This window comes from Pseudonocardia sp. (assembly GCF_025965585.1).
Taxonomy (GTDB): Bacteria; Actinomycetota; Actinomycetes; order Mycobacteriales; family Pseudonocardiaceae; genus Pseudonocardia.
The window spans coordinates 1-17281 of record NZ_JAOPWR010000511.1 but is presented as its reverse complement, the minus strand read 5'-3'; the positions used below and the strand labels follow the sequence as shown (position 1 = coordinate 17281).

16 protein-coding genes are annotated in these 17281 nt (G+C 72.5%); 8 read left to right on the top strand and 8 right to left on the bottom strand.

The window, feature by feature from the left end; genetic code table 11:
* Positions 1-239: 239 nt before the first annotated feature.
* Positions 240-1496 (top strand): geranylgeranyl reductase family protein, encoded by a 1257-nt coding sequence (locus JWR81_RS31125; RefSeq protein WP_297661076.1) that lies wholly within the window; start codon positions 240-242, stop codon positions 1494-1496.
* Between the two features lie 137 nt (positions 1497-1633).
* Here the strand turns inward: JWR81_RS31125 and JWR81_RS31120 are convergent, their stop codons facing one another.
* The 6 genes from JWR81_RS31120 to JWR81_RS31095 all read right to left on the bottom strand — a co-directional run bounded on the left by JWR81_RS31120 (position 1634) and on the right by JWR81_RS31095 (position 6603).
* Positions 1634-2473 carry an NAD(P)-dependent oxidoreductase gene (locus JWR81_RS31120; protein WP_297661074.1) on the bottom strand — a complete coding sequence of 280 codons (840 nt, stop codon included), beginning with the start codon at positions 2471-2473 and terminating at the stop codon, positions 1634-1636.
* Entirely contained in the window at positions 2473-3621 is a 1149-nt protein-coding gene (locus JWR81_RS31115) for a thiolase family protein (protein ID WP_297661073.1), read from the bottom strand. The genes JWR81_RS31120 and JWR81_RS31115 overlap by 1 nt, the downstream gene beginning before the upstream one ends.
* Positions 3622-3688: 67 nt before the next feature.
* Positions 3689-4174: an SRPBCC family protein gene (locus JWR81_RS31110; protein ID WP_297661072.1), complete on the bottom strand. Its 486-nt coding sequence runs from the start codon at positions 4172-4174 to the stop codon at positions 3689-3691.
* A gap of 93 nt (positions 4175-4267) precedes the next feature.
* A complete protein-coding gene (locus tag JWR81_RS31105; RefSeq protein WP_297661071.1) occupies positions 4268-4405 on the bottom strand; it encodes a hypothetical protein in 138 nt (45 codons plus the stop codon).
* 5 nt (positions 4406-4410) lie between these two features.
* Positions 4411-5991 carry a glycosyltransferase family 39 protein gene (locus tag JWR81_RS31100; RefSeq protein ID WP_297661070.1) on the bottom strand — a complete coding sequence of 527 codons (1581 nt, stop codon included), beginning with the start codon at positions 5989-5991 and terminating at the stop codon, positions 4411-4413.
* 138 nt (positions 5992-6129) lie between these two features.
* Positions 6130-6603 carry a hypothetical protein gene (locus tag JWR81_RS31095; protein WP_297661069.1) on the bottom strand — a complete coding sequence of 158 codons (474 nt, stop codon included), beginning with the start codon at positions 6601-6603 and terminating at the stop codon, positions 6130-6132.
* A gap of 716 nt (positions 6604-7319) precedes the next feature.
* Here JWR81_RS31095 and JWR81_RS31090 point away from each other — a divergent pair.
* Both JWR81_RS31090 and JWR81_RS31085 read left to right on the top strand, forming a co-directional pair.
* Positions 7320-9998, top strand: coding sequence for a non-ribosomal peptide synthetase (locus JWR81_RS31090; RefSeq protein WP_297661068.1), 2679 nt, complete (start codon positions 7320-7322; stop codon positions 9996-9998).
* A 311-nt stretch (positions 9999-10309) separates the two neighbouring features.
* The gene (locus tag JWR81_RS31085; protein ID WP_297661067.1) at positions 10310-11824 is read left to right on the top strand and encodes a lipopolysaccharide biosynthesis protein; all 1515 of its coding nucleotides are present in this window, start codon (positions 10310-10312) and stop codon (positions 11822-11824) included.
* 43 nt (positions 11825-11867) lie between these two features.
* Here JWR81_RS31085 and JWR81_RS31080 read toward each other — a convergent pair whose 3' ends face one another.
* Positions 11868-13187 (bottom strand): HAMP domain-containing sensor histidine kinase, encoded by a 1320-nt coding sequence (locus JWR81_RS31080; protein WP_297661066.1) that lies wholly within the window; start codon positions 13185-13187, stop codon positions 11868-11870.
* 49 nt (positions 13188-13236) lie between these two features.
* Positions 13237-13878 carry a DedA family protein gene (locus JWR81_RS31075; RefSeq protein ID WP_297661064.1) on the bottom strand — a complete coding sequence of 214 codons (642 nt, stop codon included), beginning with the start codon at positions 13876-13878 and terminating at the stop codon, positions 13237-13239.
* A gap of 169 nt (positions 13879-14047) precedes the next feature.
* Between JWR81_RS31075 and JWR81_RS31070 the strand changes: the two genes are divergently transcribed.
* From JWR81_RS31070 to JWR81_RS31050, 5 genes are all read left to right on the top strand, one after another.
* Positions 14048-14818, top strand: a complete 771-nt coding sequence (locus JWR81_RS31070; RefSeq protein WP_297661062.1) for a hypothetical protein — start codon at positions 14048-14050, stop codon at positions 14816-14818.
* Positions 14819-15520 carry a response regulator transcription factor gene (locus JWR81_RS31065; protein ID WP_297661061.1) on the top strand — a complete coding sequence of 234 codons (702 nt, stop codon included), beginning with the start codon at positions 14819-14821 and terminating at the stop codon, positions 15518-15520. It abuts the gene before it with no gap.
* A 91-nt stretch (positions 15521-15611) separates the two neighbouring features.
* The gene (locus JWR81_RS31060; RefSeq protein WP_297661058.1) at positions 15612-15749 is read left to right on the top strand and encodes a hypothetical protein; all 138 of its coding nucleotides are present in this window, start codon (positions 15612-15614) and stop codon (positions 15747-15749) included.
* A gap of 416 nt (positions 15750-16165) precedes the next feature.
* Positions 16166-16984, top strand: coding sequence for a glycoside hydrolase family 16 protein (locus JWR81_RS31055; protein ID WP_297661056.1), 819 nt, complete (start codon positions 16166-16168; stop codon positions 16982-16984).
* A 126-nt stretch (positions 16985-17110) separates the two neighbouring features.
* Positions 17111-17281, top strand: a 171-nt coding sequence (locus tag JWR81_RS31050) for an Lsr2 family protein (protein ID WP_297661104.1), incomplete at its 3' end; no start/stop codon positions are given.

Below are 17281 nucleotides of genomic sequence, written 5' to 3'. Positions count from 1 at the left end.
GCGTCCGTGCGGACCCGATATGTCTCCCGACGACCGGATGGGGCGAATTCGCGGCCGCCCCGATCGATCCCCCTGCGAAACTACGCCCGATGCCCGATCACCGCTGTCACCGGCGCCTCCGACACACGGGCCGTTCACACCGCGCACAGTTGCCTTTTCGTGCCCTTCCGGACACAGGTGCCGAGACCTCCGCCCGGAGTCGCGGGGCGGGCCCTCCGGCGGGCCGGGATACTGGAGGCATGCCCGCCGACGCCACGCTCCCCGCACCGCCGAGCAGCACCGACGTCCTCGTCGTGGGAGCCGGACCTGCCGGGTCGGCGGCAGCCGCGTGGACCGCCCGCGCCGGGCTGGACGTCGTGCTCGCCGACGCCGCCGTGTTCCCCCGTGACAAGGCCTGCGGCGACGGGCTCACCCCCCGGGCGATCGCAGAGCTGCAGAAGCTGGGCCTCGGCGAGTGGGTGGACGGCCACGGCACCAACCGCGGCCTGCGCGCCGCCGGGTTCGGCCAGGAGCTGCTGCTCCCCTGGCCCGGCGGCTCGCTGCCCGGCCACGGCAGTGCCGTCCCCCGCCTCGAGCTCGACGCCCGCATCCGCGAGGTGGCGCTCAAGGACGGCGCCGTGCCGTACGAAGGGGCGCGTGCCGTCGACGTCGAGCGCAGCGGCGGGCGCGTCACCGGGGTGGTGTTCGACGACGGGCACACCGTCGCGTGCAGGCGGCTCGTGGTGGCCGACGGGGCGAAGTCGACGCTGGGCCGCGTGCTGGGCCGGGAGTGGCACCGCGACACGGCGTTCGGCGTGGCCGCGCGCGGCTACATCCGCAGCGCTCGCAGCGACGACGAGTGGATCTCCTCGCACCTGGAGCTGCGGGGTGAGGACGACGAGGTGCTCGCCGGCTATGGGTGGGTCTTCCCGCTGTCGGACGGTGAGGTCAACATCGGGGTGGGCACGCTCGCCACCGCCAGGCGACCCGCCCAGATCCGGCTGCGCAGCCTCATCGAGCACTACGCCGACGCCCGGCGTGACGACTGGCAGCTCGACGGGCCGGTGCGCGCGCCGTCGTCGGCGCTGCTGCCGATGGGCGGGGCCGTGTCGAACGTGGCCGGGGCGAACTGGGCCCTGATCGGCGACGCCGCGGGCTGCGTCAACCCGCTCAACGGCGAAGGCATCGACTACGGCCTGGAGACCGGGCGGCTGGTGGCCGAGCTGATGGTGCAGGAGCGCCATCTGGGCACGGGCTGGCCCGCCACCCTGCGCCACCACTACGGCCAGGCGTTCTCCATCGCCCGCCGCCTCGCGGGGCTGCTCACCCTGCCGAAGCTGCTGCCGCTGGCCGGGCCTGTGGGGATGCGCTCCACCGCCCTGATGACGGTGGCCCTGCGGGTGATGGGCAATCTCGTGACCGACGAGGACCGCGACGTCACCGCGCGGGCGTGGCGGGCGGCCGGGAAGCTCTCGCTCCGCCTCGACGACCGCCCGCCCTTCCCCGCGGCGGACTGAGAACCCTCGAGGCACAGCCGTCGTTCTGAGAGATCGGCTGACGACCTCTACGCCTCGATCAGCGCGGTGGGGGTGCCGGACCCAGGGCCGCCCGCCCGCCACGGTCGTCCCCTGACAGCGATCGAGGCATGGGACTGCTAGCGCTTGTCGACGAAGAAGTCCAGCTCCGGGTCGTCCGTGCCGCCGTAGGACGAGAGGTCGGTGATGCCGGCCGCCGCGAGGACGTCGACGTCGATCAGCGTCTGCCCGGTGGGCTTCGCCGGATCGCAGAGCAGCGCCACCGCGGCGTCGCCCATGATCTCCGGCGTGCGCGACCGGGCGGCCGCCTCCTCGCCGCCGAGCAGGTTGATCACGGCCGCCGTGGCGATCGTGGTCTGCGGCCACAGGCAGTTCGCCCGCACACCCGCGGTGCCGTCCTCACCAGGGGCGAACTCGGCCGCCCAGCCCAGCGTCAGCAGTGACATGCCGTACTTCGAGATCATGTAGGCCGGAAACTTCCCCAGCCACTCCGGCGCCAGGTTGATCGGGGGCGAGAGCGTGACGATCTGCGCGTCCTCGGACTCCTTGAGGTGCGGCAGGCAGGCCCGCGTGAGCAGGAACGTACCGCGGGAGTTGATCTGCTGCATCAGGTCGAACCGCTTCGGCGTCAACGCCTCGGTGCCCGCCATGTTCAGGGCGCTAGCGTTGTTGATCACGATGTCGATGCCGCCGAACTGCTCCACGGCCGTGGCCGCAGCGCGCTCGACGTCGGCCTCGACGCGGACGTCCCCGACCACCGCGACGGCCTTGCCGCCCGCGGCCTGGATCTCCTCCACCGCGGTGTGCACGGTGCCGGGCAGCCGCGGGTCGGGGGCATCGGTCTTCGCCATGAGGACGGCGTTGGCGCCCTCCCGGGCCGCGGCGACGAGGATGGCCAGCCCGATGCCGCGGCTGCCGCCGGACATGACGATGGTGCGGCCGGCGAGACGGTTCGGCATCAGATGAGCTCCAGGACGGTGGCGTTGGCCTGGCCGCCGCCCTCGCACATGGTCTGCAGGCCGTAGCGGATGCCGTTGTCGCGCATGTGGTGCACCAGCGTGGTCATGATCCGCGCACCCGAGCCGCCCAGCGGGTGGCCCAGCGCGATCGCGCCACCGTTCGGGTTCAGCGACTTCGCGTCCGCCCCGAGGTCCGCCAGCCAGGCCAGCGGCACCGGCGCGAACGCCTCGTTGACCTCGAACACGCCGATCTCGTCGACCGACAGACCGCTCTTGCGCAACGCCTTGACCGTGGCCGGGATCGGCGCGGTCAGCATGATCACCGGGTCGGCGCCCGCCAGCACCGCGGTGTGCACGCGGGCGATCGGGGTCAGTCCCAGCTCGGCGGCCTTCTCCGAGGTCATCATCAGCAGCGCCGCCGAGCCGTCCGAGATCTGCGAGCTGTTGCCCGCGGTGATCGTTCCGCCCTCGGGCCTGAACACCGTCTTCAGCCCGGCCAGGCTCTCCACCGACGAGCCGCGGCGGATGCCCTCGTCCTTGCTCACCACCGTGCCGTCGGGCGTGGTGACCGGCACGATCTGCGCGTCGAACCGGCCCTCGTCCTGCGCCGCGGCGGCCTTCTCGTGCGACCCGGCCGAGAACTCGTCGAGCTGCCTGCGGGAGAAGCCCCACCGCTCGGCGATCATCTCCGCACCCACACCCTGGTTCGGGCGGACACCGTCGAAACGTGCCAGGAAGCCCTCCCCGTAGGGGTCGGCGCCCTGCAGCGTGGAGCCCATCGGCACTCGGCTCATCGACTCCACACCACCGGCCACCACCACGTCGTACTGCCCCGCGACCAGGCCCGCGGCGGCGAAGTGCACCGACTGCTGCGACGAGCCGCACTGGCGGTCGATCGTCACACCCGTGACCGTCTCCGGCCAGCCCGCCGCGAGCACCGCCGTGCGGCCGATGTCGAAGGTCTGCTCACCGGCCTGGGAGACGCAGCCCCAGATGACGTCGTCGACCAGCGCGGGGTCGACGCCGGAGCGCTCCGCGAGCGACCTGAGCACATGCGCCGACAGGTCCACCGGGTGCACCCCCGACAGCCCGCCGCCCCGCTTGCCGACCGGCGTGCGCACCGCCTCCACGATCACTGCGTCCCGCATGACGAACTCCTCCGCTGCAGCCCGAAACCACGTCCTCGACGCACTGTATCGGTCACCTCTGACTGTTTCACTGTGACCTTCTCGCCTCCGACACCCCGAGGTGCTGCAGGAGGTTCGCCGAGAACCGGTCGCCCATCCGCGCCATCGTCTCCTTCATGACCGCCGTGACGCCGGGCGCGGCGAGCCGCGGAAGCGGCAGGTCGACGTCGAGCGTGAGGCTGATGCCCAGGTGGGTGCCGCCCTCGACGTCGGAGAGCATGTAGCTGCCCTCGGCGCCGGTGCGCTCGGTGACGCCCTTCGGCGGCTCGTGGGTGTAGTCGATCCGGCGACCCTCGTCGAAGACCATGCGCTCGGTGAACACGGGGCTGATCCCCACGCCGAGCACCGACAGCTTGATCAGGTGCCACCGCCACAGGTCCCCGTCGGTCTCGATCCGCGACAGCAGCGGCGTGAGCTGCGGCAGGAGCACCGGGTCGGTGAGCACCTTCCAGATCGCGGCGCGGTCGGCGGCCACGACGGCCTCGGACTCGGTGGTGGCGGAGAAGCGGGTCATGCACGCGAGTCTCCCTGCGTGCGAACCCCTGCGCCTCTCGAAACGCCGACCGACGGGGCCCGCCCACGATCGATGAACGGGCCCCACCCACCGTCAGCCGGTGGCCAACGGTTGCCGCATCGTGGTGATCTCGGCGCGCTGTGCGTCGACGATCTCCATCTCGATGGCACCGGCGTGGTTCCGCACCCGCGCGTCCGCCGGCCCGAGTGCTCCGAGCCGGCGGACGGTCACGGCACTCAGGCCCGCGTCCCCGGACGCAGTGACCAGATGTCGCACCCGTTCACGGCGCTCGTCCGCACCTGCCGGGCGTCGGTCGCGAGCCACTCGGCGATCTGGCTCCCCGCCGGGGCGAGCGACGGGTCGTAGTTCACGAAGTACTTCGCCCCCTGCGCGGCGTAGTCCTGCAGGTAGGACGACCGGTACCGGTCGGCCGGGAGGCTCCAGCCCTTGCGGCCTGCCAGGTAGAAGATCGTCGGCTCCTGGTAGTTGTTCGCCGTGCCCTTGTCGATCGCCAGGCTCGTCGTGCCGATGACCACGAGGTCGCCGGGCCTGGAGACCTGGTCGAGCTGGGCGGCGCACGCGCCGTACGCACCGCTGTCGTCCTGGAACGAGGTGGCGAAGATCTGCGCGCTCTGGGCGAACAGCAGCAGCACCGCGACCACCGCCAGCCCGGCGCGGACGACGACGGACACGCGCCCGCGCAGCCACCGCGCCACCCCCTCGATGCCGATGCCGATCAGCAGAGCGGCGAAGGGCAGCGAGAAGATGTGGTACTGCGGGCCCAGCTCGGAGCTGTAACGCCCCACCGCGAAGTAGAAGACGATCAGCGCGGGCAACCCGGCCGCGAGGATCACCGGACCACGGGCCTTCCGGGCCAGCCAGGCGCCCAGCAGCGCGATCGGAACACCGACGATGCCGTAGATCAGGGTGGCCTCGATGGTGATGTTGCCGGTCCAGAACAGCGACGACGTCCAGATGGCGATGGTGCCGAACTTGCTGTCGCCACCCGAGATCACGCCGAACGTGTTGCCGTACTGCACGTACAGCTCGTGCGAGTACCAGAGCCACGCCGCGGGCAGGATGAGCGACGCCACCCCGGCCACGTAGAGCGAGGGCCTGCGCAGCCGATCGCGCGCGGAGATCAGCAGCCAGATCAGCAGGATCAGGAAGACGTGCAGCGAGGTGGGCTTGGCCAGCGCCGCCAGCGACGCCGCGGCGGCAGCGGAGACGAGCCAGACCAGGCGGTCCTGCGCCAGCCAGCGCTGGAAGAACAGCAGCGTGAGCAGGTAGAAGAACAGCACCGTGACGTCGGGCATGAACGCGTTGCCGTAGGTCATCACCGCGGGCGACACCATGTATGCGATGAGCGCCCACCGCGCCGTGCGGGCGGGCACCAGCCGCTTGATCAGCGCCCAGAAGACCGCCACGCCACCGAGCGTGACCGCCAGCGACACCAGGCGGCCGACCCAGGCGTGCTCGCCGACCACGTGGTAGAGCGCGGCCGAGATCCACGGCAGGATCTGCAGCTCGGCCTCGACGTAGCCGGGGCCCGCCCCGCCCCAGTCGATCTGGGGCAGGAAGATGTTCATCCCGCCCACGTAGAAGTTGTGGGCGATGCTGGCCGTGTCGGCGGGGCGCCAGATGTCGCCGAGCCAGGGCATCGGCAGGACCGCGCGCACCACGGACAGCACCGCGACGACCCCGACCACGCCGAGGGCCCAGCGCCCCAGCGTGTCGCCCCGCAGGGGCGGGACCGGGTCCTCCGGCGGCGGAATCGGATCCATGACGTCCGTGGACGGGTGGTCTCTGACTGACATCGGGTGACTCCTGCGGAAAGGAAGAAGGCGGCATCGATCGAGGGCGCCCGGACGGCGCGGCCGTGCGATCGGTGTGGAGACGAGGGAGCGGGACGACCCCGCGACCAGCACGGGAATCGCCTCGGGACGGCCCTCGGCCTACGTGCGCATCACGCAGAGGAGATGGGGTGCGGGCGCCCGTGCCGCGGGGCGCCCGGTGGCGTCCGCCGACCCTGCGGCGGCGGCGTGCCCCGACGGCAGCCGGGGGACCGTCGCGACCGCGAGGTCCCGCGAGAACAGGGGGGATGCCGTCACGATCGCCGCGGGGTGCCTGCACCCGTGGTCCGCGCTCCCGGCCCCGTCGCCGGTGACGTCGCCCCGGCCACCGGGCGTACGGGAGGCGTGGCCGGCGGTCGTCGAGCCCGTGCCGACCGTCCGCGCGTCGATCACGGCGGCGTGGACGGACGGGGTGGACGTCGCCGCGAGCGACGCGCCCCCGTGCTCCGTCGCGCCGCCCGCGGCCTCCCCGGCACAGCAGCACAGCACGACCAGGCTCATCAGCAGGCCCGCGACGACGATCGCGCACACCGCGGAGGCCGGCGATAACCGGGTCCGCGGAGCGGTGGTCGTCATGTCGTGCGCACCTTTCGGGAACCGCCTGGACCGGACACCTCGACAATCGTCCGAATGTGCCCGCGACAAATGCGCGGACGCCGATCGGGCGGTGCCGGAAGACTCCGGGAATGGCGGCCGGTCACCAGGAGTCGACGGCGATCGGGCACGGTGCGGAAGCGTAGGCGACGCCCCCTGAGTGCCCGCTGAGGAACCCCGGTCGCGGGCACCACGACGGGTGCCGTGTCCGGTTCACCGGCATCGTGCGGTTCGGCGGCCCGACACGTCACGTCCCGGAGCCCGACCAGCCGGGTGTCCTCCGGACGGGGCCGGACACGGGGTGCGGAACGGGCGTCCGGGCCGAGGGTCACGCTCCGCGCAGGGCAAGGGCCCGGTGCGCCGTACGGGTGAGAACGAGCAGGTCAGTGGTCGACTGTCGGATGCACTGAGCCGGTGCCGCCCGGCCCGTCGCTGAACCGTCGGCGACCGTCGCCCGGCGGTCACCGACGAGCGGGGTCGCTTCCCGCGGGTGCGCTACTCTTTCGACCCCCGACAACGGCACGCTCGGTCGCCCGCTCCCCGGTGGTGACCAGATGTTGCCGACGCACGGAAAACGGCGCCATCGACCCCGCTGCGACGGAGCAGCATGCGCACCGGAACAATCACGGCCCGGTCCAGACGAACTGCGGCTGCACGGTCAGCCACGAAACCAGGGTCAGAAACCAGGAGAGCCGAGAATGACGATCGCCACCAGCACCTCGGAACTGCAACCACTCACCGTTCCCGGTGAGGTGGAGTCGGTGGTCGAGCGCTGGCGGCTGGTCGCGAAGGCCCTCGGGGACGCCCCCGCGATCAGCTCCCCGGGCGCGAGCTTCACCTTCGCCCAGGTCGACGCGATCAGCGACGCCGTCGCCGCGAAGCTGCTCGCCGCCGCGCCCGCCGACGGCACCCCGGTGATCACCGTGCTCGACCACGGCGCCGAGGGCATCGTCGGACTGTGGTCGGTGATGAAGGCCGGGCGCATCCTCGTCGCGCTCGACGCGCATCTGCCCGTGGAGCGGCTGCGCCAGATCGTCGAGCTCGCCGGCAGCACCGTCTGCGTCACCGACGCCGACCACGCCGGCCTCGCCGCCGAGCTGGGCATCCCCACCACGCTGCGGCTCGACGAGATGGCCGCGGGCGTCGACCCCGCCGACACCGCCGCTTGCGCCGCCGACCGCGCCGCGCTGGCCGCCGTGCCGCCCGCGCGCCTGGGCGACCCGATGTGCATCGTGTTCACCTCGGGGTCCACGGGGAAGCCGAAGGGCGTCGTCACCACCCACGGCTACTCGCTCAACGACGCCTATGCCGGCTCGAACGTCTTCGGTATCGGCCCCGACGACCGCGTCACCCAGGTACTGCCGCTGTCGTTCGCCGCCGGGTTCACGCTGATGCTGATGGCGCTGCTCAACGGCGCCGGCATCTGGGCCTACGACCCGCGCGACCGCGGTGTCCGCGGGCTCGAGCCGTGGATCACCGGCCAGGGGCTCACCATGCTCAACTGCACGCCCCACCTGCTGCGCTCGCTGGTCGGCGCGCTGTCGCCCGGGCAGACGCTGGACACGGTGCGGCTCGTGGCCACGGTCGGCGAGGCCGTGTACTGGCGCGACTACGACGCCCTGCGCCCGCATCTGCAGCCGGGTGCGTCGTTCTTCAACTGGACCGGCTCGTCCGAGGTCGGCAACCTCTCGTTCTTCGAGATCCCCGACGGCGCCACCGTGCTGGACGGCGCGGTCCCGGCCGGCCGGGTCGTCGCCAACAAGGAGCTGCGCGTCCTGAAGGAGGACGGCGCCCCCGTCACCCCGGGCGAGGTCGGCGAGCTGCTGGTGGCGTCGGACTACCTGGCCGGCGGGTACTGGCGCAACCCCGAGGCCGAGGCGCTCAAGTTCGGCCGCGACGACCACGGACGGCGCTTCTGCCGCCCCGGCGACATGGGCCGCGTCGAGAACGGCGTCCTCAGCTTCGCCGGACGCACCGACGCCGCGGTCAAGATCCGCGGCTACCTCGTCGACCCCAGCGAGGTCGAAGCCGCCATCCTCGACTCCGACGCCGTCAGCGAGGTCGCGGTCCTCGCCGTCGTCCGGCCGCCCGCATCCAGCTACCTCGTCGCCTACGTCGCCGCCGACACCCGCTACCGCGCCGAGTCCCCCGCCATGATCCGCCGCCGCCTGCGCGAGCGGCTGCCCGAGTACATGGTGCCCTCCGCCATCGTCCAGGTCGCCTCCCTGCCGCGGAACGAACGCGGCAAGGTCGACCGCCAGGCCCTCCCCGCCGCCGAGCTGAAGTCCGCGACCGCACCCCCCACCACCCAGTGGGAGATCGTGCTCGCCGACCTGTGGGGCGAGGTCCTCGGTCTCGACTCCGTCGGCCTCGACGACGACTTCATGGAGCTCGGCGGCGACTCGCTGACCGCCGAGGAGATGCTCACCCTCGTCGACGACCGCCTCGGCATCGCGCTGGTCTCCTCCGACCTCGTCGAAGCCCCCACGCTGCGCCAGTTCACCCAGCGCGTCACCCTCGGCTCCGTGTCCCTGCCCAGCCACCCCGACGTCGTCGCCCTGCGCACCGGCGGCACTCGCACCCCCGCCTTCTGCTTCGTCGGCGGCGGCTCCCTCGCACTGACCTTCGGCCCCATCGCGCGCCACCTCGGCGACCGTCCCGTCTACTCCTTCCAGGCCCACGGCCTCGAACAGCGCGCCATCCCCGACAGGTCCGTCGAAGCCGCCGCCTCCCGCGCCCTGCAGCTCATGCGCGTCATCCAGCCCCGCGGCCCCTACATCCTGATCGGGCACTCGTTCGGCGGACTCGTCGCACTCGAGGTCGCCCGCCAGCTCGAGGCGGCCGGGCAGATCGTCCAGCACGTCACGCTGCTCGACACCTACCAGCCCAAGAGCTCCCAGGGGCCGCTCGCGCCGCACGCGTCCTCGCAGCCGTCGGCGGTCACGGCGCTGCGGCCGGCGAAGAAGACGGTGCTGCGCCGCGGCGTCGACAAGGTCGCCGGCGCGGTCGCGGGCACCGTGCGCACCCGGCTCGAGACCGTGCTGCCCGACGGTCTGCCCGAGCTCGACCAGCTCGGCGAGCGCGTCCGGGCCCGGCTCGCAGGCGTAGTCCCGTTCTCCGGGCAGAAGCAGTTCGACGCGTTCTTCGACCACACCGGGCTGGTCGCGCGCAAGTACGCGCTGCGCCCGTTCACCACACCCACGCTGCTCGTCCTCGGCGACAACAACCCCGACGGCCCGGATGCCTGGATCTCCATCGCCGGCGGCTCGTTCAAGATCGTCGAGATCGACGCCGAGCACAGCTCGCTCATGCGTGAGCCGCACGCCGCCGAGGTCGGCGCGCTCATCCTCTCCGAGCTCGGCGACGAGAGGCAGTGACGTCACGCTCGCAACGGCTACGGCACCGACGAGGCCACCGCTGCGCGCTGACGGGTCGCGCGTGCCCGGGCGCACCTACCTCATGCGCACGGCAGCCGACGGCCTACCGTTGCCGTGCTCACCGAGCGGTTCGCCCCACACGTCTTCGCCCCGCCCGCCCCGAGGAGAACGGCCGATTCCCGCTGAGTGCCGGAGCAGACCCCCAGCCCTACCGTAGGAGTGGTGGAGCCCGGCACCGGGCCGGTCAGCAGGCGCGGCGGGGCCCGGCGTCCCCGGACCCGGCGCCCGGCGCCGCGGCACCCACGGTCCCCGTGCCCGTCGTGTCGCCGCGGCCCGCGGCCGCACGCCGGCCCGACGTCTGGGCGGCCGAGACCGTGGTCCTGCCCGCCGTGACGGCCGGGGGCGACAGCGCCATGTCCGGGCTGTTCGGACGCGGACTGCTCTACGTCGTGGTGTGGTCGCTCCAGATCGTCGGCGCCACGCTCGTCTCCCCCGTGCTCGCGCACCTGCTCGGCCCGTCCGACTTCGGCCAGCTCGCCACGGCGATCGCGGTGCACCAACTACTCGTCGTGTTCGCCGTCATCGGCCTCGACCAGGCACTCGTGCAGCAGCACGCCGAGGACGGCGACGACCGCGTCGCCCGGGGTCTCGTCACGGTCGGCACCGTACTGGCCGCCGTCCTGATGGCCGTGGTGTACGTGACGGGCCCGCTCTGGGCCCCCGTCCTGGGCTTCAGCGGCTTCTCGCCGCTGGTCGTCGCGATGGTGCTCTGGACGCTGCCGGCGTCGGCGGGGCAGCTGATGATGGGCCTGCTGATGAGCCAGGACCGCTTCCCGCGGTTCGCCGTGCTCAGTGTGCTCTCCGCCGTGGGCGGCCAGATCTTCGGCATCGGGCTGGTGCTCGGCCTCGGCGCCTCCGCCGACGTCTACGCGTGGGGCACGGTCATCAGCCAGTACCTCGCGATGGGGCTCGGCATCGCGTTCACCCGCCCGGCGCTGCGCGGGCTGTTCGACCGGGCTGCCACCTGGCGCGCGGTCAAGCTCGGCATCCCCCTGATGATCACGGTGCTGTTCGGCCTGATCCTCAACGCGGGCGACCGCGTGCTCATCCAGCGCATCCTCGGCTCCGGCGAGACCGGCCGCTACCAGGTGGCCTACACCGTCGGGTACGTCGTGGTGATGCTCATCGGCTACACCGGCCAGGCCTGGACGCCGCGCATCTCCGCCATCCACGACCTCACCGAGCGCTGCCGCGTGATCGCGCAGAGCCGCGACGAGCTCTACAAGCTCCTCGTGCCGGTGATCCTCGGCATCACGCTCGCGGCGCCGGTGCTGCTGCGCATCGTGGCCCCGGCCACGTTCGAGCCCGACTCCCTGCTCATCGTCGTGTACCTCGTGGCGCTCTCGGCGTTCTCGTTCGCCGCGAGCAACGCCACCGGCCGGCTGCTCGTCACCGAGCGCCGGGGCAAGCCCCTCGCGCTCGTGTCCGGGGCGGCCGCGGGCTTGAACATGGTGCTCAACGTGCTGCTGCTACCGGTGATCGGGATCGCGGGCGCGGCACTGGCCACGACCGTCGCGTTCGCGCTGGAGGCGCTGCTGCTGCGCCGCGCCGTCCCGCGGCTGCCACACCTCGACCGGACGCCGCCGGCCCTGCTGCTCACCATCGCCGCGGCCTGCGTCGCCGCCGCCGCGTCCACGCTGCTGCCGCAGACGCTGTGGTGGAACGTGGCCCGCTTCGTGGTGGCCGTCGCGTGCTTCCCGTGGCTCGTGGTGCGCCTGCGCGCGGCCCGGCGGGAGGCGTCGACGGACCAGGTGCCAACAGCCTGAGACCGGCGCCGGGGTGGTGCCTGTCGAGTCGGTGCCCGCCGAGTCAGTGCCGCTCGCCGGGGAGCAGGAGCGTGAACGTCGGGGGCGCGGGCCGGGTGAGCCGCAGCCTGCCGCCCTCGGCCTCGGCGAGGCTGCGCGCCAGCGCCAGCCCGATCCCGTGCCTCTCCGCCCCGGACGACCGCCGGACGAACAGCTCCGTCTCGGGCCGGTCGACACCCGGCCCCTCGTCGGTCACGTCGACGGCCAGCGCACCACCCGTGTCCCGGACGGTGACGGTCACCGAGCCGCGGCCATGGGCGTCGGCGTTGTCGAGCAGCACGGCGAGCACCTGCCGGACGGCGGCGGTGGACGCCCAGGACGTCGGCGCGTCCGGACGGTGGTCGATCACGAGCTCGCGGTCGTTCGCCAGCGCGCGCCACTGCTCACGGAGCTCGTCGAGCAGCGCGTCCAGGTCGAGCCGGGCGGCACTGTCACGGGCCGCGGCGCGCGGGGTGTCGCGGGCGAGCGCGAGCAGGTCGTCGATCGTGGCCTGGAGGCGGTCGGTGGCCGCCAGACCGGCGGCCAGAGCGGCCCGCGGGTCGCTCCCGGGCTCCTCGAGCGCCGACTCCAGCGTCAGCCGCAGCCCGGCCAGCGGAGTGCGCAGCTGGTGCGAGGCGTCGGCGGAGAAGGCGCGCTCGCGGTCGAGGAGGGCCCCGAGCCGGTGGGCGGTGCTGTCGAGCGCCGCGCCGACCGCATCGATCTCGGGGACGCCGCTGTGCGGCCCGCGGACACTGAAGTCGCCGTCGCCGAGGCGGCGGGCGGCGACGGCGAGCTCCTCGAGCGGGCCGGCCAGTCGCGCCGCGAAGCGACGGGCGAGCACCCACACCGCGCCGGCCGCGACGACCGCCAGCCCCAGCATCACCAGCCAGACCGCCCCGGCGCGCAGGTAGACCTCCGAGCGCGAGGTGGACGCCCGCACGACCATGCGCGGCGCGCCGCCGACGTCCACGGGCACGGCGACGACGAGGTCGCCGACCAGACCGCCGCCCATGTCGCCGGCAACCGGGTCGGCGCCCGTGGCGGCCCGCACCGGCCCATCGGCGGTGGCGGGACCAGTTCCGAGGACCCGGACTCCCGCAGCGTCGTAGACGGCGAGGTCGCCCTCCTCCGGGTCGGCGGCCTTGAGCTTGGCGAAGCCGGTGACGGGTCTGCCGGACGCGATGTCCGCGGCCACGGTGATCGCGGCGACGTCGGCCGCGCGCTCGAGCTCGGCACGCTCGTCGCCCAGCAGGTAGGCCACCACGCCTGCGGCCAGCGGCGCGCCGAACAGGACGATCGCGAGCACGGCGGCCGCGACGGTGAGACCTACAATCCGACCGCGCATGTGTCCAGCAGAGCACGCCGCCGCATACACGATGCGGGCGGGCGCCACGTCACCGCGCCCGGTCGGAGCGCCGCTTCCGCTCCCGCAGCAGCTCGCGCGCCAGCGGGACCAGCGACACGATCACGATCACGGCGATCACGGGCAGCAGGTAGGCGTCGACCCCGGGGACGAACGCGCCCAGCCCGTACCCGGCCAGCACGAGCCCGACCGTCCAGACGACGCCGCCGACCGCCTGCCACAGGGTGAACGTCCGGGCAGGCGTGCCGAGCGCGCCGGCGACGGGGTTGAGCACGGTGCGCACCACGGGGATGAACCGGGCCAGCACGATCGCCTTGGCCGGCCCGTAGCGCGTGAACAGCTCCTCGGCGCGCCGCATGCCGGCCACCACGCGCGGCTGTCCGGACCGGGCCTGCAGCGCCGCCCCGGCCCGGCGTCCGATGAGGAACCCGACCTGGGCCCCGAGCAGCGCACCCGCCACCGCCGCGAGCAGCACCCACGGCAGGCGGAGGTGCAGGCCGGCCGCACCGGTCGCACACAGCAGGCCCGCGGTGAACAGCAGCGAGTCCCCGGGGAGGAAGAACCCGATCAGCAGACCCGTCTCCGCGAACAGCACGACGAAGACCCCGAGCGTGCCGAAGGACGTCAGGAGGTCGGTGGCGCTGAGCGGGTTGAGGGCGAGGTCGGTGGTCACGACCCCGACAGTAGGAACGCGCGGGGCGAGAACCGGTCATGCGCAGGTTAGAACTCGGCAAGAAGCGGCGTGCCGACGGCAAAACCCGCGCGGACGGCGCAACGGTGGTGGTGGCCGGAGCGATCTCCCCGACGTCCGCGCCCCATCCCCGACACACCTGGAGCCGCCCGTGAGCAGCACGCCCGTGACCGACCGCCCCCTGAGAACAGCGGTGAAGGTTCCCGCCGTCACGCTCGCCTTCTGGGTGGTCAAGGTGCTGACCACCGGCATGGGGGAGACCGCGTCGGACCACCTCGCGAAGACGTTCGATCCCGTGGTCGTGGTGGGCCTGTCCGGGATCGTGCTGGTCGCGCTGCTGGCGGTCCAGGTCGCGACCCGCCAGTACCGCCCGTGGCTCTACTGGGCGGCGGTCGCGATGGTCAGCGTCTTCGGCACGATGGCCGCCGACGTCCTGCACATCGGGCTCGGCGTCCCCTACGCCGTGTCGACCACCGCGTTCGCCGTGGCCGTCGCCGCGATCCTGGCCGTCTGGCACGCCGTCGAGCACACCCTCGACATCCACAGCATCAGCACCGTCCGCCGCGAGCTCTTCTACTGGGCCACGGTGCTCGCGACGTTCGCGCTGGGCACGGCGGCGGGCGACCTGACCGCCACCACGCTGCACCTGGGCTACCTCGGCTCCGGGGTGCTCTTCGCCGTGGCCATCGCGGTGCCCGCGGTCGCATACCGGTGGGGCGCGAACCCGGTCCTCACGTTCTGGATCGCCTACGTTCTGACCCGCCCGCTGGGCGCGTCGTTCGCGGACTGGATCGCGGTGCCCCCCGGGCGCGGCGGGCTGGATCTCGGCACGGGCGCGATCACGCTGGTGCTGCTGGCCGCGATCGTGGTCGGGGTGGCGGCGCTGCAACGTGCGCACCTCCGCACCCGGCCGGCGACCTAGATGGTCACGGCCCGGCTGCTGGTGGTGGAGGACGACGCGACGATCGGCGCTGCCCTGCAGGCCAGCCTGCGTGCGCACGACCACGACGTGACGTGGGAGCGCACCGGGCGGGGCGCGCTGCGGGCCGCCGAGAGCGGAGCCGATCTCGTGCTGCTCGACCTGGGGCTCCCCGACCTCGACGGCGTGGAGGTCTGCCGGAAGCTGCGCACCTTCTCGCCGACGACCGTCATCGTCATCCTCACCGCCCGCACCGAGGAGATGGACGTCGTGGTGGGGCTGGAGGCCGGCGCTGACGACTACCTGACGAAGCCCGTCCGGCTCGCCGAGCTGCACGCGCGCGTCCGCGCCCACCTGCGCCGCGACGCCGCGGCCTCCACTCCGTCGCCGTGCGCGCCGGTCGGGGACCTCGTCCTCGACACGGCGGCCCGCCGCGTCCGCGTGAACGGGCACGAGATCCCGTTGCGGGCGAAGGAGTACGACCTGCTCGCGCGGCTCGCGGTCGAGCCGGGCGCGGCGGTCAGCCGGCAGACGCTGATGGCCGACGTCTGGGACGAGCACTGGTTCGGCTCCACCAAGACGCTCGACGTGCACGTCGCCGGCCTGCGCCGCAGGCTCGCGGACTACGCGGAGGCGGGCGTGGTGCCCGCCATCGTGACGCTGCGCGGCCACGGCTACCGGCTCGAGGTGCCGACCGGCACCTGATCACCGACGGCGGGCGGCGGGGCCCGCGGGCGGCGTCGCTCGGCTCATCGAGCTCGCGTCCCGCGGCCCCTGCGGGAGCGGGACGCGGGACATGACGGCGCCACTGCGGCGAGGGTGTCTCGTCGACCTCGGTCAGGATCGCGGCGTGGAACCGGCCGATGATCCGATCCATGCCGGCGATGAACACGAAGTCGATGATCTGCTCGACGTCGTGGTGATCGATCGGTGAGGCCCTTCCGGATGCCCGCGTCGATGGGTTGCATCAACCTCGGCGCACCCCCGGCGGTGCGTGGCGGGCGTGGATCCGGCGGCTCGGCCGCTGAACAACGGGATGACGGGGACCACACACGACCGCTGCCCACCGTGACCGAGCGAGTCACACGCACCCCATAGGTCCCACCAGCCACCCGTTCGTGTGTTGCCGATCTTGACGGGCTGACCTAGCGTGGTCGTCGCAGCATTTTTTCACGAATTGCGTTCGGGGTCGCCCGGCAATTCGTTGTTCGTGTTTCCATCAAGGGGGAACCAGCAATGCGCATCACGCCGATCATCACCGCTGTGCTCAGCCTGGGTGTCGCGGGCGCATTTCTCGCAGCTCCGGCGAATGCGGATGCACCTCCTTCCACTCCTCCTTCCGCAGGCGCGGTGGCGCCCGCCACGGGCACGGCCACCCCGGCTCCGGCACCCATCTCCGCACCCGCGCCGGCACCCACTCCGACGGCCGGCGCCGCCCCCACCACGAGCCCGGCCCCCGCCACGACGAGCAAGTACCTCTTCGACGACGAGTTCGACGGCACCACGGTCGACACGTCGAAGTGGGGAATCGTCGACCGCGGCGGCGACGCCAGCAACAACGAGGCCCAGTGCTACATCCCCGGGAACGTCTCAGAGGCCGACGGATACCTGCAGATCACCTCGAAGGTGGATTCGTCCTGTAAGGGCTACAAGTACACCTCCGGCATGGTGCAGTGGAAGGACTTCAACCTCACCTACGGCACCATCGAGATCCGCGCGCGGCAGGCGGGCGGTAAGGGGTCCTGGCCCGCTCAGTGGCTGCTCGGCGCCGACTGCCAGGCCGCCACGATGACCTCTGACGAGAACTTCGGCGGCTGCGACTGGCCGAACCCCGGCTCCGACGAGGTCGACATCGCCGAGTTCAAGTCCAGCGGTCCGACGGTGAACTGGCAGAACGTCATCTCCGGCGACAGCGGGTTCAAGACGTGCAAGCCGAACGTCTCCGACGCCAGCGAGAACTGGCACGTCTACACGCTGACGTGGCACGCGAAGACGCTGGTCTGGAAGGTCGACGGCAAGACCACCTGCACCCAGACCGAGGCCGTTCCCACGCAGCCGATGTTCCTCATCATCAACAACGCCATGGGGGGCGACGGCGGCGGCGCCATCGACGGCAGCGACTTCCCGCAGACCATGCAGGTCGACTACGTGCGCGTCTCGCGACTCTGAGTTCCCGGCCATTCATGTGGACCGGCTGTGATATTTCCGGAAAGCCCCGCGTCGACTTGACACCGGGATCTCGGGTGTGACAAAAACGGGCCGTTCCGGAAACGACTCACGCAGAATGTGGTGCCCATGGCTCAGCAGGTTCAGGTGTCCTTCGTCGACGATCTCGACGGGAGCGACGCCGAAGGCACGGTCTCCTTCTCCCTGGACCGGACGGAGTTCGAGATCGACCTGTCCGAGGGCAACGCGGCCCGGTTGCGCGACGTGCTCGCGCCGTACGTCGGGGCGGCGCGCCGCGCC

Bases quoted from the DNA above. Each gene is read 5' to 3' on its own strand.
- JWR81_RS31080 (WP_297661066.1), bottom strand. From the start codon at position 13,187: ATGCGCGGTCGGATTGTAGGTCTCACCGTCGCGGCCGCCGTGCTCGCG.
- JWR81_RS31110 (WP_297661072.1), bottom strand. From the start codon at position 4,174: ATGACCCGCTTCTCCGCCACCACCGAGTCCGAGGCCGTCGTGGCCGCC.
- JWR81_RS31115 (WP_297661073.1), bottom strand. From the start codon at position 3,621: ATGCGGGACGCAGTGATCGTGGAGGCGGTGCGCACGCCGGTCGGCAAG.
- JWR81_RS31060 (WP_297661058.1), top strand. From the start codon at position 15,612: ATGACGGCGCCACTGCGGCGAGGGTGTCTCGTCGACCTCGGTCAGGAT.
- JWR81_RS31120 (WP_297661074.1), bottom strand. From the start codon at position 2,473: ATGCCGAACCGTCTCGCCGGCCGCACCATCGTCATGTCCGGCGGCAGC.
- JWR81_RS31090 (WP_297661068.1), top strand. From the start codon at position 7,320: ATGACGATCGCCACCAGCACCTCGGAACTGCAACCACTCACCGTTCCC.
- JWR81_RS31095 (WP_297661069.1), bottom strand. From the start codon at position 6,603: ATGACGACCACCGCTCCGCGGACCCGGTTATCGCCGGCCTCCGCGGTG.
- JWR81_RS31100 (WP_297661070.1), bottom strand. From the start codon at position 5,991: ATGTCAGTCAGAGACCACCCGTCCACGGACGTCATGGATCCGATTCCG.
- JWR81_RS31065 (WP_297661061.1), top strand. From the start codon at position 14,819: ATGGTCACGGCCCGGCTGCTGGTGGTGGAGGACGACGCGACGATCGGC.
- JWR81_RS31125 (WP_297661076.1), top strand. From the start codon at position 240: ATGCCCGCCGACGCCACGCTCCCCGCACCGCCGAGCAGCACCGACGTC.